General features: G+C 68.3%; 12 protein-coding genes. 5 read left to right on the forward strand and 7 right to left on the reverse strand.

Going from position 1 to position 14,690, the window contains the following annotated elements:
• Positions 1 to 29 precede the first annotated feature (29 nt).
• From VSR71_RS11215 to VSR71_RS11240, 6 genes are all read right to left on the reverse strand, one after another.
• Entirely contained in the window at positions 30 to 194 is a 165-nt protein-coding gene (locus VSR71_RS11215) for a DUF3149 domain-containing protein (RefSeq protein ID WP_342913936.1), read from the reverse strand.
• A gap of 135 nt (positions 195 to 329) precedes the next feature.
• On the reverse strand, positions 330 to 980 hold the full coding sequence (gene upp / locus VSR71_RS11220) for a uracil phosphoribosyltransferase (RefSeq protein WP_342913937.1): 651 nt from the start codon (positions 978 to 980) through the stop codon (positions 330 to 332).
• A gap of 164 nt (positions 981 to 1,144) precedes the next feature.
• Positions 1,145 to 2,545, reverse strand: coding sequence for an MFS transporter (locus VSR71_RS11225; RefSeq protein ID WP_342913938.1), 1,401 nt, complete (start codon positions 2,543 to 2,545; stop codon positions 1,145 to 1,147).
• Between the two features lie 580 nt (positions 2,546 to 3,125).
• A complete protein-coding gene (locus VSR71_RS11230; RefSeq protein ID WP_428979390.1) occupies positions 3,126 to 6,005 on the reverse strand; it encodes a c-type cytochrome in 2,880 nt (959 codons plus the stop codon).
• Between the two features lie 68 nt (positions 6,006 to 6,073).
• Complete coding sequence (locus tag VSR71_RS11235) at positions 6,074 to 6,571, reverse strand: (2Fe-2S)-binding protein (protein WP_342913940.1); 498 nt, start codon at positions 6,569 to 6,571, stop codon at positions 6,074 to 6,076.
• A 96-nt stretch (positions 6,572 to 6,667) separates the two neighbouring features.
• Positions 6,668 to 7,828, reverse strand: coding sequence for an FAD-dependent monooxygenase (locus tag VSR71_RS11240; RefSeq protein WP_342913941.1), 1,161 nt, complete (start codon positions 7,826 to 7,828; stop codon positions 6,668 to 6,670).
• 351 nt (positions 7,829 to 8,179) lie between these two features.
• On the opposite strand from VSR71_RS11240, the gene VSR71_RS11245 reads away from it, so the two are divergent.
• Genes VSR71_RS11245 through VSR71_RS11260 form a run of 4 tightly spaced genes read left to right on the forward strand, consistent with a single transcriptional unit; the run spans position 8,180 to position 11,510 of the window.
• On the forward strand, positions 8,180 to 8,932 hold the full coding sequence (locus VSR71_RS11245; RefSeq protein WP_284183104.1) for a maleate cis-trans isomerase family protein: 753 nt from the start codon (positions 8,180 to 8,182) through the stop codon (positions 8,930 to 8,932).
• A gap of 11 nt (positions 8,933 to 8,943) precedes the next feature.
• Complete coding sequence (locus VSR71_RS11250) at positions 8,944 to 9,774, forward strand: alpha/beta hydrolase (RefSeq protein WP_342913942.1); 831 nt, start codon at positions 8,944 to 8,946, stop codon at positions 9,772 to 9,774.
• 13 nt (positions 9,775 to 9,787) lie between these two features.
• Entirely contained in the window at positions 9,788 to 10,876 is a 1,089-nt protein-coding gene (locus tag VSR71_RS11255) for a 2,5-dihydroxypyridine 5,6-dioxygenase (protein ID WP_342913943.1), read from the forward strand.
• Complete coding sequence (locus tag VSR71_RS11260) at positions 10,869 to 11,510, forward strand: N-carbamoylsarcosine amidohydrolase (protein ID WP_342913944.1); 642 nt, start codon at positions 10,869 to 10,871, stop codon at positions 11,508 to 11,510. Before VSR71_RS11255 ends, VSR71_RS11260 begins: the two co-directional genes overlap by 8 nt.
• 25 nt (positions 11,511 to 11,535) lie before the next feature.
• On the opposite strand, the gene VSR71_RS11265 is transcribed toward VSR71_RS11260, so the two are convergent.
• Positions 11,536 to 12,303 carry a TetR/AcrR family transcriptional regulator gene (locus VSR71_RS11265; RefSeq protein WP_342913945.1) on the reverse strand — a complete coding sequence of 256 codons (768 nt, stop codon included), beginning with the start codon at positions 12,301 to 12,303 and terminating at the stop codon, positions 11,536 to 11,538.
• 71 nt (positions 12,304 to 12,374) lie between these two features.
• Here VSR71_RS11265 and VSR71_RS11270 point away from each other — a divergent pair, with 71 nt between their 5' ends.
• Positions 12,375 to 14,645 (forward strand): xanthine dehydrogenase family protein molybdopterin-binding subunit, encoded by a 2,271-nt coding sequence (locus VSR71_RS11270; protein WP_342913946.1) that lies wholly within the window; start codon positions 12,375 to 12,377, stop codon positions 14,643 to 14,645.
• Positions 14,646 to 14,690 lie beyond the last annotated feature (45 nt).

Consider the following 14,690-nt stretch of genomic DNA (forward strand, 5'->3'; position numbering starts at 1 on the left):
CAAGGGCCGCGCAGTGTGGCCCTTTGCTTTCAGTGGCGCTGGGCGCCTTGCTGCGCCTTCGCCGCCGCCGCGTCCTCGCGCATCTTGCGCGCGAACATCCGCGCGAAGAACCAGCCCATGCCGATGATAAAGGCGATCACGCCCAGGCTCATCAGGCCGGTGCTGGTGCTGAAAAGAATCTTGATGGCTTCCATGGTTGGCTCCCTGGTTGGCGGCATTGGGTTGGCGGCAGGTGCCGGCGGAAGAACCGCCAGCGGCTGCCGCCAGTGTAGGGAGCCATGCGGCGCCGGCTATTGAGGCGGGTCAAGCCCGCGCCAGGCCGGCCCGTGTCAGTTCTTGGTGCCGAACAGCCGGTCGCCCGCATCGCCCAGGCCCGGCACGATGTACGCATCCGCATCCAGGTGGCTGTCCAGCGAGGCCACGTACAGCTTCACGTTCGGATGCGCCTTCTGGAACACCTCCACGCCTTCCGGCGCCGCCACCAGCGCGACGAAGGTGATGGCCTCGTCCTTGACGCCGCGGCGCTTGAGCACTTCCACCGCGTGCGCGGCCGAGTAGCCGGTGGCCACCATCGGATCGCACAGGATAAAGCTGCGGTCTTCCAGGTCAGGCAGCCGCACCAGGTATTCGACCGGGCGGTGCTGCTCGTCGCGGTACACGCCGATATGGCCGATGCGCGCCGACGGGATCAGCTCGACCAGGCCATCGCTCATGCCCACGCCGGCGCGCAGCACCGGGACGATGGTCAGCTTCTTGCCGGCGATCACCGGGGCATCCAGCTCCACCAGCGGCGTGTCGATGCGACGCGTGGTCAGCGGCAGGTTGCGCGTGATCTCGTAGCCCATCAGCAGCGTGATCTCGCGCAGCAGCTCGCGGAAGGTGCGCGTGGACGTTTCCTTGTCGCGCATGTGCGAGAGCTTGTGCTGGATCAGCGGGTGGTCGAGGATGAACAGGTTGGGAAAGCGCGGATCTTGTTTCATGGCTGGCGGCGAGGGCTCGGCGGGGATAGGGGCAAGCGGCTGAAGCGGGCGGCCGGGTCGGGTGGACCCGGCCGCCGCGCCGTTGTAGCCGGATTGTAATGGAAGCGGGCCGCAGCGCGGCTGCGGCCCGGTCCCCGGCAAGCGTGGGCCTTGGCCGGCGCGCGTCAGTCCAGCGCGCGGTCCTTGGACTCGATATCCACCATGAAGATGGCAAACGCCGCCACGGCAAGGAACGACGAAAGCAACCCAAGTGCCAGCGTGAACTGGGTGGCCATGATCGGCGCGATGATCGAAGGGGCGAACAAGCCGCCGAATCGTGCCATCGCACCGGCGGTACCCATCCCGCTGGCCCGCAGGTCCGTCGGATACACCTCCGGCGTGAAGGCGTAGAGCGCGCCCCAGGTGCCAAGCAGCGCAAAGCTCATCAGCAGGGTGGAGCCGACGATCAGCGCGGTGGACGTGCCCAGGCTGTACAGCATGCAACCTGCGGCGCTGAGCAGCAGGAAGCCGATCAGGGTCGGCTTGCGCCCCCAGCGCTCGACGCCGTGCGCGGCGAGCGCGAAGCCGGGGAGCTGCACCAGCGCGAGCAGGATCAGGAAGACCTGGCCGCGCATGAAGCCAAAGCCCTGGCCAGCCAGCTTTACCGGCAGATAGACAAAGACACCGTAGTAGGCGATCGAGATCAGCATCCACGCTGCAAGCAGGCAGATGCTGCGGCGCCGGCATCCGGCCGCGAACAGCGCAAACACCGATTTGCGCTCCATCTTCTGCGGCTCCAGCACCCCGATTTCGGCCGATACCCGATTGGCCTTGGCAACGCGCTGAAGCACCGCGCGCGCCTCTTCCGAGCGTCCCGATTTATTCAGGTAGAGCGGCGATTCCGGAACAAAGAGCCGGACCACCACGCCGACCAGCGCGGGGAGGCCGGTGACGAGGAAAATCAGGCGCCACGCATCATCGCCTCGCGAAACCGCGACCAGGGCAAGGATGGCGAGCAGGATCGTGCCGACGGCCCAGAAGGACTCCAGCAGCACCAGCCAGCGGCCGCGCCGGTCGGAGGGGAGGAACTCGGCCATCATGGTGTAGTCGACCGGCAACGTGCCGCCCACGCCGATGCCGGTCAGGAAACGCAGCAGCAGGAGCCACTGGAAATCCGGGGCGAAGGCCGAGGCGACACCGCAGATGGCGTCAAGGATCACCGCCATCATCAGCACCGGCCGGCGGCCGATCCTGTCCGCCAGCCGGCCGAAGGCAAAGGCGCCGATCAGCATGCCGACGAAGAACATCGTTCCGGTCTGCAACGCCGTCGGCACAGGGATGCCAAAGGTCGCGGCAATGGACGGTGCGGTGAAGCCGATCGACAGGACCTGCATCGCGTCAGCCAGCCAGACCAGGCCAAAGATGGCGAACAGCCGGTACTGGAACCGGCCGACGCCGGCTGCGCGGATGCCTTGCTCGATCGTGATGGTCTGGGACGACGATGCCCGCGCGCTTGGCTGCGGGGGCGCGCCGATCGCTGCCTCGGGGATTGTCGTTGCTGCCATTGAGGAAATTGATGACGACATGTTGTCTACCTTGTCTTTATAGGCTGGATCTTGAATTCGGAAGCCCACGCGGCGCGCTGCGGCGAAGCATGGTGGCTACCCCAATCTAGCGAGGCCAGAACTGACCAGGTAGTCCTCTCGCAACACCTTCCTGATACTGATACGACATAGTCACTCCTTGTTGTCTACCCTTGGTTGTCCGGGCCCGAATTCCCGGTCGGCACGGCGGTGGACTATGCAAGCCCCGGGCCAGCGCTTCCGGTGATGTAAAGGGCCAATCTTGTGGTCTTGTTGTCTCGTCTGCCGCTTGTGTGCGCCGTCCTTGTGCCGCGGGCACCGCGGCGCGGCCTTTTGGTATCGATGCCGGCACTCATGTAGTGCGCACTACATGATCGTTCAGCGTAAGCTACATGAAACTGGCGGGCAAGGCCGAACTGCGGTTTCTCTCCTCGGGGTTTTCCCGCGCCTGGCGCGCAGCGCGCCGATATGTCGGCGCAGGTCTCCCTGCCCGGTGGCAAGGCGCCTTGCCAGGCACGGCACGGATACTGTCAGCATGGATGCGGAAGGCGCGGCGAGCGGCCGCGCAGGCCTCCGCTGGTCTTCAGTGCGCAGGCGCCGCGCGCAGCCGCGCGACGGTGTTCTCCAGGTCCTGCCAGGCGGGTTGGTCGGGGGCAAAGCGCGCGCGCAGGTATCGCACCAGTTGCGCGATCTGCCGGTCGTCGAAGGTGTCGGCATAGGCCGGCATCGCGCCCAGTTCACTGTTGGGCGGCGCGGGCATGCCTCGCAGCAGCACCTGGATCACGTTGTCAGGCAGCTTGCTGTGCAGGTTGGTGTTGAGCGCGAGCGACGGCTTCACGCCGAACTGTGCGATGCCTTGCTCGGACTGGTGGCATACCGCGCAGGCGCTTTGGTACAGCCGTTCGCCGGGGCCGCCGAGCGTGCGCGCGGCCTGCGCGCTGCGTTGCTCGATCTGCGCCGCCTGGGCGGCCAGCACGGAAGGCGCGGCGGAAGCTGCGGGCGAGCCGAACGACGCGACGTAATGCGCAATCGCGCGCACATCCGCTTCGGGCAGCTGCGCGAGTTCTTCCACCACCGGCGCCATCGGCCCGGCGGCTGCGCCATGATGCGGCGCAAAGCCGCCGCGCAGGTAGGTGAACAGCGCCGCCTCGGTCCACGGCACCGGCGCATGCGACAGCGCGGTCAGCGGCGGCGCTTCCCAGTTTTCGGCACTGCCGCCGGTCAGGTACTTGCGGCCGCCCTGCTCGGCGCCGAGGGCGTTGCGCGGGGAATGGCAGGCGCTGCAATGGCCCAGTCCTTCGGCAAGATACGCGCCGCGGTTCCATTGCGCGGAGCGCGCGGGGTCCGGCTTGAAGGGTTCGTTGCGATGGAACAGCAGGTTCCAGCCCGCCAGCAAAGGGCGCACATTAAACGGGAACGCGAGCCGGGTCTGCGGCACCTCTGACTTCACCGGCTCGGCCGACATCAGGTGCGCATACAGCGCCTGCATGTCGGCATCGCTGACCTTGGCGAAGGCGGTGTAGGGGAAGGCCGGATACAGGCGCCGCCCGTCGCGGTGGATGCCCTCGCGCATGGCGCGCTCGAAGGCGGCGAACGACCAGTTGCCGATGCCGGTCTGCACGTCGGGCGTGATGTTGGTGCTGTAGACCGTGCCGAACGGCGTTTCCAGCGGCAGGCCGCCCGCATTCTTTACGCCGCCGGGCATGGTATGGCATACCGCGCAGTCGCCGGCCGCGGCCACCAGGCGGCCGCGCTCAAGCGTCGCCGCGGAATAGAAGCCGGGCTCGGGCGGTGCGACTGGGGCGATCGGCGCGCGCCACGGCATCAGCGTCGCGCACAGGCCGGCCGCGGTCGCGGCAGCGGCGGCGATCCAGCCGCGCTTGCTGCGCTTGCCGGCGCGCTTGCCCTCACTCTCGGCCAGTGCCAGGCGGATGCGTTCGGCGCTGAAGGGCGGCGTGCGCAGGCGCACGCCGGTAGCGTCATAGATGGCGTTGGCCACGGCCGCCGCCGCGGGCAGCGTATCGGCCGGGCTCGCGGCCAGTTGGTCGCGCTCGGTGAGCGCGCCTGCGAGGCGGATTTCGGGCAACGCTGCGCTGCTTGCAACAGCAGGGAGTGATTGGCCGGCAGGCGCATCGGTGGCGGGCCAGGTGTCGAAGGCCGGGACGGCGGCGGTCAACTGCAGCGTGGCGTCAGCGACGGCCTGTTCCAGGGAGCGCCCGGCAGGTGTGGCTGGCGCGGGCGCCAGCGATTCGCTGTCATGTCCCACCGTCACGCGCGTGACCGCGAGTTCGCCGGTGGTGCCGTCGACTTCGACTTCCGCGACCCATGCCGACCAGCTCTGGCCGGCATCGTGGTCGATGGCATGCGCATAGGCAAAGCCGCGGCCGCGTCGCACGTTGCCGGCCGATGTGGCGGCATGCGGGGCGGATGAGGTCCATCCGGCGCGCTCGCTGACTTGCCTGACCAGTGCCGAGCCTCGCGCGTCGTCGAGGTGCGAGAGCCGCAGCGAGACCGGATCGGTCCCGGATGCGGCGGCAATTTCATCGAGATGGGATTCGCGCGCAAAGACATGCGCGCGCGCCGCGGCAAGCGGTGCGGCATCGAAGGCGGCCACGGCGCCGGCGGTGCCGACATCGACATCGGGAATGCGGTAGGGCGGCATGGCTGCGCTGCCGGTGTTGCCGCTGTTGCCGGTATCGCCCGCGTCCGTCACGGGCGAGGCGGTATGCGTCAGCCACAGTGCCAGCGGCACGGGCGGTGCCGCGGTGCCGCCCAGCGTCGAGGCGTAGGCGTCGATGGCATTGCCGCTTTGCGCGGTGTCGATGCGCACGGCGAGCTGCGCACCGGACAGGCCGATATCGTCGGCGCACAGCCGGCGCATCACGGGTTTGCCGGTGGCATGGGCCAGCAGGGCGGCGTCGGCGGCTGCGTGGTGAGCGAGCAGCACCGGATCGCCCGCATCGGCAGGCGCCTGCCAGCCGGCCAGCGCCACCTGTTGCGGAGCGATGCCCAGCAGCGCAGCCAGTTCCTCACGCAGCGCGCCAGGGCGCGGGCTTGGCAGCCACACATGCAGCATGCCGTCGCGCCAGTCCGCGATCGCGGTGCAGAACGCTTCGGTCCGGATGCCGGCCAGCGGCCACTGGTAGTGCTGCGCGTGGCGCGTGGCGGCGCTGGCAAGCGCGCGGGTGGCGTCGCCGCGCTGCGCAACCGCGTGGCGCGGCACGGGGGCGTCGTCCGCGCGAGGCGGTGCCGACCAGCGTGCCCGCAGGGCGCCGGCGGCGTTGGCCGCCATTGCATCGCTTTCCGCGACCACGCCTGCAAACTGGTTGCGCACCACGACCGCACGAACGCCGGGCAACGCCAGGGCGGCATCGCGGTCAGCGCCAAGCAGGCGCGGTGCCAGCGGCTTGCCGTCGATCCAGCGCAGCCCCGGCGGCGTCAGCACCTGGGCGACGAGACACATGGAAGCCGGCGGTGGTGCATGTCCCGCCAAGGTGCCGGCTTGCGCGGCCTGCCGTACGAGTTCCTGCTTCACGATGCCGCTCCCTCGCCGGCCTGGCGCATCAGCACCGCGGCGCGCTGCACCGCGCGCACGATTTCCACATGCGTGCCGCAGCGGCACAGGTTGAAGCGCAGCGCCTCGCGGATCTGCGCTTCGTCGGGATCGGGATTCTGCGCGAGCAGCGCCTTGGCGGTCATGATCATGCCGTTCAGGCAATAGCCGCATTGCGCGGCCTGCTCGTCGATAAAAGCCTGCTGCACCGGGTCGGGATGCTGCGCCGTGCCCAGGCCTTCCAGCGTGGTGACCGCGTGGCCCACAGCGGCCCTGACCGGCAGCACGCACGAGCGCGCGGGCAGGCCGTCGACCAGCACCGTGCACGCACCGCACTGGCCCAAGCCGCAACCGTACTTGGGGCCATTGCAGGCCAGGTCGTTGCGCAGGATGTAGAGCAGCGGCGTGTCGGGCGCCACGCTGAGCGTGTGCTCGGCGTGGTTGACTTGTAGCGTCAGGGGGCGAGGCGTGTTCATCGGGGGCGGCAGGTTGCAGATCACGCGGCGGGCACGCCGCGCCCCTTCGTGCGAGGGGCTGCGGCGTGCGGGTTCAGGTCAGGCGTAGGGTCTCCGTTACGCCGCCGCGGACAGCGGCGCGGACCCGGCCGACACCAGCGGCACGTTGAACACATCGTAGCCGAAACACCAGTCCGGGTTCTCGTTGCTGCGCAGCCATGTGTTGTTGTGCGAGACCAGCTGGACCTTGCCGGCGCGCTCGGCGCGGTTGGCTTCATACAGCGCGAACGCGGCGGCGTAGTCGTCCAGGCCGGTCTCGGTGAAGCAGCGCGTCAGCATGGCGGCATCCTCGATCGCCATCGCGGCGCCCTGCGCCATGTGCGGCTTCATCGGGTGGCAGGCATCGCCCAGCAGCACCAGGCGGCCGCGGCTCCACAGCGGCAGCGGGTCGCGCTCCAGCAGCGGCCACTTGGTCACTTCGACCGTGCCTTCGATCAGCGACTGCACGCCTTCATGCCAGCCGTCGAACGCGGCACGCATTTCCTCGATGCTGCTCGGCACCCAGCTCTTGCTCATGTCCCACTCGGGCTCGGGGACGCCGGTGACGTAGTAGATCTCGTCCAGCTTGCTGGTGTCGAAGTACACCATCATGTGGCGGTCGTCGGTCCACCACTTGGTGCAGCGCTCGTGCGTGTAGCCCTTGACGCGCGAGATCGGGAACACCGCGCGGTGCGCCACGTAGCCGGTGTACTTGGGCGGCTCGGCGCCCAGCAGGGTTTCGCGGATGCGCGAGTTGACGCCGTCGGCGCCGATCACGATATCCGCCTGGTCCACCGTGCCGTCGGTGAAGCGCAGTTCGACCACGTCGCCCTGGTCGGTGACGCTTTCCAGCTTCTTGTTGAAGAACAGCGTGCCCGGCGCCACGGCGTCGGTCAGCAGCTTGTGGAAGTCGCCGCGGTGCACGGTCAGGTAGCTGGCGCCATAGTGGCGCTCCGCATAGTCGCCCAGCGGGATCTGCGCGATCACTTCGCCGGTCAGGCCGTCGCGGCTGTACCAGAAGTCAGGGTGGCAGCCCATGTCGTTGAGCGCGTCCTCGATGCCGATGCGCCGCATGATCTTCATCACATTGGGCCCGACGTGGATGCCCGCGCCCAGGCGCGAGAACGCCGGTGCCTGTTCATACAGCCTGACTTGGAAGCCGGCTCGCTGCAGCAGGGCGGCCGCGGCCGTTCCTCCGAGTCCGGCGCCGACAACTGCGATTCGCGGTTTGCCTTGCACGTTATTTCTCCTGGGGCAATGACACATGGGTCGATGGGGGCTTGGGCGACCAATCCGGCCGGCCGTTGAAAACGAGTGTACACACTCAAAATATCAACAGCAAGAAAGAAAACGGTGATCCTATGGAAAACCCTGATATCTGCATGATGTGCCGCGCACAATGCTTGAATATGGCGAAATTGTGCGCAAAAACAGGGATTGGTTAATTAAGTATGCACTGAACGAGTGAATCGTGTTGGGCGCAGATTCTATTTGCCTGGATAAAGTGTGTACACTACAATCGATCGCAGCATGCAAGGCCATTCGGGCAGGGCAGGCGGGTAGACAGACAAACAGATGACGGAGTCGACAGTGCAGAAAGTTTTCCGAATCGGCCAGATCGTGCCGAGCTCCAACACCACGATGGAAACCGAGATCCCGGCCATGCTGGCCGCGCGCCAGCTGGTGCGTCCGGAGCGCTTCACCTTCCACGGCAGCCGCATGCGAATGAAGAAGGTGGTCAAGGAAGAGCTGGCGGCGATGGATGCCGAATCCGACCGCTGCGCGGTGGAACTGAGCGACGCCCGCGTCGACGTGCTCGGCTATGCCTGCCTGGTAGCGATCATGGCGATGGGCCACGGCTACCACCGCGTGTCCGAGCAGCGCTTGCAGGCGCACACCGCCGAGAACGGCGGCGACGCGCCGGTGATCACCAGCGCCGGCGCGCTGGTCGATGCGCTCAAGGTGATGGGAGCCAAGCGCATCGCCGTGGTGGCGCCGTACATGAAGCCGCTGACCGAACTGGTGGTCGACTACATCCGCAACGAAGGCTACGAGGTGGTCGACTACCGCGCGCTGGAGATCCCCGACAACCTCGACGTCGGCCGCCACGACCCGTCGCGGCTGCCGGAGATTGTCGCGCAGATGGATTTCGCCGATGCCGATGTCATCGTGCTGTCGGCATGCGTGCAGATGCCGTCGCTGCCGGCGGTGGCCAAGGTGGAGGCGATGACCGGCAAGCCGGTGGTCACTGCCGCCATCGCCACTACTTATGCCATGCTCAAGCGCCTGGGCCTGGAGCCGGTGGTGCCGGGCGCGGGCGCGCTGCTGTCCGGCGCCTACTGAAGGAGCCGGACATGACGACCAGCACCTTCCTCTACGGCGCCAGCGTCCATGCCAACGGCATCCGCCAGCACTACCTGCGCTATGGCGGCCAGGACGGCGCACGCGCGCAGCGTGATTCCGTCATCATCGTGCCCGGCATCACCAGCCCGGCGGTTACCTGGGGTTTCGTCGGCGAGCAGTTCGGGCGGCAGTTTGATACCTATGTGCTCGACGTGCGCGGCCGCGGCCTGTCGCAGGCCGGCGCGGAACTGGACTACAGCCTCGATGCGCAGGCTGCAGACGTGATCGCGCTTGCCGAAGCGCTCGGGCTGCAGCGCTATGCCATCGTCGGCCATTCGATGGGCGCGCGTATCGGCATCCGCGCCGCGCGTAGCAAGCCCGCCGGCCTGACGCGGCTGGTGCTGGTCGATCCGCCGGTATCGGGCCCGGGCCGCCGTGCGTATCCGGCGCAACTGCCGTGGTACATCGATTCGATCCGGCTGGCGCAGCAAGGCATCGACGCGGAAGGCATGCGCCGTTTCTGCCCGACCTGGACCGAAGACCAGTTGCGCCTGCGCGCGCAATGGCTGCATACCTGCGACGAGCGCGCGATCCTGGCCAGCTTCAACGGCTTCCATGAAGACGATATCCACGCCGACCTGCCGCGGGTCGACGTGCCGGCGCTGCTGATGACCGCGGGCCGCGGCGACGTGATCCGCGAGGAAGACGTGCAGGAAATGCGCAAGCTGCTGCCCGCGCTGCTGGTCGCGCATGTCGGCAATGCCGGCCACATGGTCCCGTGGGACGACGAGGCTGGCTTCTACCATGCCTTCGGAGACTTCCTCGGCGCGGCGCTGAACTGATCAAGGAGGGAACATGCCCGTAAGCGATTACGACCTCACCACGGCGTGGAAGCAGGTGCTGACGCTGTCGAAGCTGCAACCGGGGCAGACCGTCACCGTGCTGACCGGCGCTGCCACGCACCCGCAGACGCTGCGCACGGCGATGGTGGCGGCGCAGTCGATGGGCGCCATCGTCAACCGGCTCGACCTGCCGCCGGTCAATGGCGAGAAGGCGCTCAGCCGCGACGCGCTGGCGTATCTCGGCACCACGCCGCTGACCGGCAACCCGGCAGCCATTGCCGCGCTCAAGGCAAGCGACCTGGTGCTGGACCTGATGACGCTGCTGTTCTCGCCCGAGCAGCACGACATCCTGTCCGGCGGCACTAAGATCTTGCTGGCGGTGGAGCCGCCCGAAGTGCTGGCACGGCTGGTGCCGACCGAGGCCGACCGCGCCCGCGTCAAGGCGGCCACCGAACGGCTGGGCAAGGCGCGCGAGATGCATATCGTGTCCGATGCCGGCATGGACCTGCGCTGCCGCCTGGGCGAGTTCCCCGCGATCAGCGAGTACGGCTTTGTCGATGAGCCCGGCCGCTGGGACCACTGGCCGAGCGGCTTCGTGCTGACCTGGCCGGACGAGGGCGGCACCAACGGCACCATCGTGCTGGACCGCGGCGACATCCTGCTGCCGATGAAGTCCTACCTGCAGGCGCCGATCCGCATCACCGTCGAAGCAGGCTACGTGCGCCGCATCGAAGGCGGCGTCGATGCCGAGCTGTTGGCCGACTACATGGCCTCGTTCAACGACCCCGAAGCGTATGCGATGTCGCATATCGGCTGGGGCCTGCAGCCGCGCGCCAGCTGGTCGGCACTGGCGATGTACGACCGCGAAGCCACCATCGGCATGGACGCACGCGCCTACGAGGGCAATTTCCTGTGCTCGTTCGGCCCCAACAACGAAGCAGGCGGCAGCCGCACCACCGCCTGCCATATCGATATCCCGGTGCGCCACTGCACGGTCAGCCTCGACGGCGAGCCGGTGGTGGTGCGCGGCAAGGTGATGGACGGGCACCATGCTCCCGCCGCATCGCTCTACAAGGCAGACAAGGACTCGCGCCATGGATGACGCAGTGCAGACCTACCAGCGCCAGGGCTTCGGCGCGTCGATGGAGCTAAGGGCGCCGTACGGCCTGCTGATCATCGACTTCGTCAACGGCTTTGCCGATCCGGCGGTATTCGGCGGCGGCAATATCCCCGAGGCCATCCGCAACACGCAGCCGCTGTTGCGCGCCGCACGCGAGCAGGGCTGGCCGGTGGCGCACAGCCGCATCGTGTTCGCCGACGACGACAGCGACCACAACATCTTCACGCTGAAGGTGCCCGGCATGCTGACGCTGAAGGAAGATGGCCACAACAGCCAGATCGTGCCCGAGCTGGCGCCCGCGCCGGGCGAGCTGGTGGTGCGCAAGACGGTGCCGTCGGCGTTCTTCGGCACCTCGCTGGCGGCGTGGCTGACGCAGCGCGGCGTGCAGACGCTGCTGGTGGCCGGCTGCGTCACCAGCGGCTGCGTGCGCGCCAGCGTGGTCGACGCGATGTCGCTGGGCTTCCGCCCGCTGGTGGTGTCCGATTGCGTGGGCGACCGCGCCATCGGACCGCACGACGCCAACCTGTTCGACATGGCGCAGAAGTACGCGACCGTGCTCACGCGCGATGAAGCGCTGGCGCAAGTCGCGGGTGAGGGCGCGCGCGCAGCCGCCTGAGCCGACGGTGCGCCCGCGCCGCGCTTCAGCCCGCGGCCGCCCGCTTGGCGCGTGCGGCCTTGCGCGCCGGCAGCGCCGGCGGCACGCTGGCTTCCGGCACCGCGCCTGGCACCGTTACCGTGCGCAGCACTGTCTGCTGGATCACATCGCGCCAGTGCGCCAGTGCGGGCGGGCTCATCATGGCCTCGCCCAGGAAGGCGCCGAGCGTATGATGGTTGGAGTTGTAGAAGTAGCCGAGCGAAGCGATCACCATGTAGACGTCGCGCGCGCCGATCTCGGGACGGAACAGCCCGGCGGACTTGCCGCGCGTGAGGATCCCGTCGAGCACCGACAGCGCGTAGCTGGAGATTTCCCTGAGCCGGACCGACTTCTTCGCGTGCTTGCCCTGGCTCATGTTCTCGCTGGACAGGATCGCGACGAACTCGGGGTGGTCGAGGTAGTACTGCCAGATGAAGTCGATCAGCTGCGACAGCGCGCGCACGGGGTCGGCGGCGTCGAGTTCCTGCTCCAGCTGCTGCTCGGCTTCGTTGAGCTGCAGGTAGATGGTCTCCAGTACTTCGACGAACAGCTTTTCCTTGCTGCCGAAGTAGTAGTAGATCATCCGGTCATAGGTCTTGGCCAGCGACGAAATGCGCTCGATGCGGCCGCCGTCGTAGCCGCGCTGGGCGAAGACCTTGATCGCAGCCTTGAGTATGCGGTCGCGGCTGTCCTGCGCCTGCCTGGCTCGCGTGCCTGGGGCGGCCCGCTTTGCAGCCCGCTTGGCGGCAGGTTTCGCCGCGGTGGTGTTCGTCATGATGGTTGGGTGGCTCTGACTCTGTTGGCTGGCAGTATAACGGCGCCCCCGTTGAAGGAGATTGGAAGACGATGACGGCAACGACCCTGCAACCCGTGGCACAGGCCGATCCCGCCACGCCGCGCGCGCTGCGGCTGGCGCTGCTGCAGGCAACCGGCGTGCTGCTGGTCACGCGCGCGCCGCAGGCGGCGGCACATCCCGCGCCCGGCCAGCCCGGCGCGGCGTCGGACTACGTGCCGGCGCTGCCGGATATCTTCATCGCCGTGCGCGACAGTGGCGAGGTGCTGGCCTTCAACGGCCATGTCGACCTGGGCACCGGCATCCGCACGGCGCTGGCGCAGATCGTGGCGGAGGAACTCGACGTGCCGCTGTCGCGCGTGCGCATGGTGCTGGGCCATACCGAAGCCACCCCCAACCAGGGTCCGACCATCGCCAGCGCATCGATCCAGATTTCCGCCATCCCGCTGCGCCGAGCCGCGGCGCAGGCACGCGCGTGGCTGCTGGCGCGTGCCGCGCAACAGCTCGGCGTCGCGCCCGACCAGCTCGAAGCGCAGGACGGCGAGTTCCGCGTGCGCGGGTCCGACGCCGCCATCGGCTACGGCACGCTGGTGCAAGGCGGGCATGTGGCACTGCCGCTGGCCGACGACGTGCCGATCAAGCCGGTCGAGTCCTACCGCATCGTCGGCCGCCCCGCGGGCCGCGTCGATATCCCCGACAAGGCGCGCGGCGTGCTGACATTCGTCCATGACGTGCGCGTGCCCGGCATGCTGCATGGGCGCGTGGTGCGGCCGCCTTACGCCGGGCGCGACAGCGGCGACTTTGTCGGCAACAGCCTGCTCGCGGTCGACCGCGAATCGGTGCGCGATGTGCCGGGACTGGTCGACGTGGTGGTGCAGGGCGACTTCGTCGGCGTGGTGGCCGAGCGCGAAGAGTATGCAGTGCTTGCCGCGCGCAAACTGCGGGTGCAGTGGAAACCCGTGCCGCCGATGCCGTCGCTTTCGGACCCGGAACCCGCACTTCGCGCCAACCCGGCAACGCGGCGCGAATTGCTGAACGACGGCGAGATGCCCGCGGCGGGCGCCGGCAAGACGCTGGATCGCCATTACGTCTGGCCATACCAGATGCATGGTTCGATCGGCCCATCGTGCGCGGTCGCCGACTGGCATGAGGATGGCCTGACGGTATGGTCGGGCACGCAGAACCCGCACGTGCTGCGCATCGACCTGGCACGCCTGTGCGGGCTGGGCGAGGACAGCATCGAGATCGTGCGCATGGAAGCCGCCGGCTGCTACGGCCGCAACTGCGCGGACGATGTCTGCGCCGATGCCGCGCTGCTGTCGCGTGCCGTCGGCCATCCGGTGCGCGTGCAGCTGTCGCGCGAGCAGGAACACCTGTGGGAACCCAAGGGTGCGGCCCAGTTGATGGATGTCAGCGCAACGCTGGGCGCCGACGGCGAACTGCTCGGCTATGACTTCACCAGCCGCTATCCGTCCAACGATGCGCCGACGCTGGCACTGGTGCTCGCCGGCATCGTGCCCAACGCGCCGCGCACGCTGGAGATGGGCGACCGCACCGCGGTGCCGCCGTATGCCTACCGCGCGCGCCGCATCGGCTGCGACGACACCCCCGCCATCGTGCGCGCGTCATGGTTGCGTGGCGTATCGGCGCTGCCGAATTCATTCGCGCATGAATGCGTGATCGATGAACTGGCCGCCGAAGCCGGCGTCGACCCGATCGATTTCCGGCTGCGTCATTTGCCCGACACGCGCGCCGCCGAACTGCTGCGCGCGGTGGCCGACGCGGCGGGCTGGCAGCGCGGAGTGCAGGGTTCGCGCGGCAACGCTGGCAACGACGGCATGCTGCGCGGGCGCGGTGTTGCCTATGCGCGCTATATCCACAGCCGCTTCCCGGGCTTCGGCGCGGCATGGGCGGCATGGGTGGTCGATGTGGCCGTGGAAGCGGCAACGGGCCGCATCGCCGTGGAGAAACTGGTGGTCGGACAGGACACCGGCATGATGGTCAACCCGGATGGCGTGCGCCACCAGATCCACGGCAACGTGGTGCAGGCCTTGAGCCGCGTGTTGAAGGAGCAGGTGCGCTTCGACGCCGACGGTGTCGCCAGCCGCGAGTGGGGCAGCTATCCGTTGCTGACGTTTCCGGAAATCCCGCCGATCGAGGTGGTGCTGATGCCGCGGCAGGAAGAGCCGCCGATGGGGGCAGGGGAGTCGGCATCGCTGCCGGGGGCGCCGGCGATCGCCAATGCGTTGTTCGATGCGATCGGGGTGCGGCTGCGGCGGCCGCCGTTCGTGCCGGAGATGGTGTTGGCGGCGTTGCGGGGCTGAGGGCCTCAGCATACCGCTGTCTGGCTCCCTCTCCCGCTTGCGGGA

It is taken from the genome of Cupriavidus oxalaticus (assembly GCF_038900635.1).
Lineage (GTDB): Bacteria > Pseudomonadota > Gammaproteobacteria > Burkholderiales > Burkholderiaceae > Cupriavidus > Cupriavidus oxalaticus_B.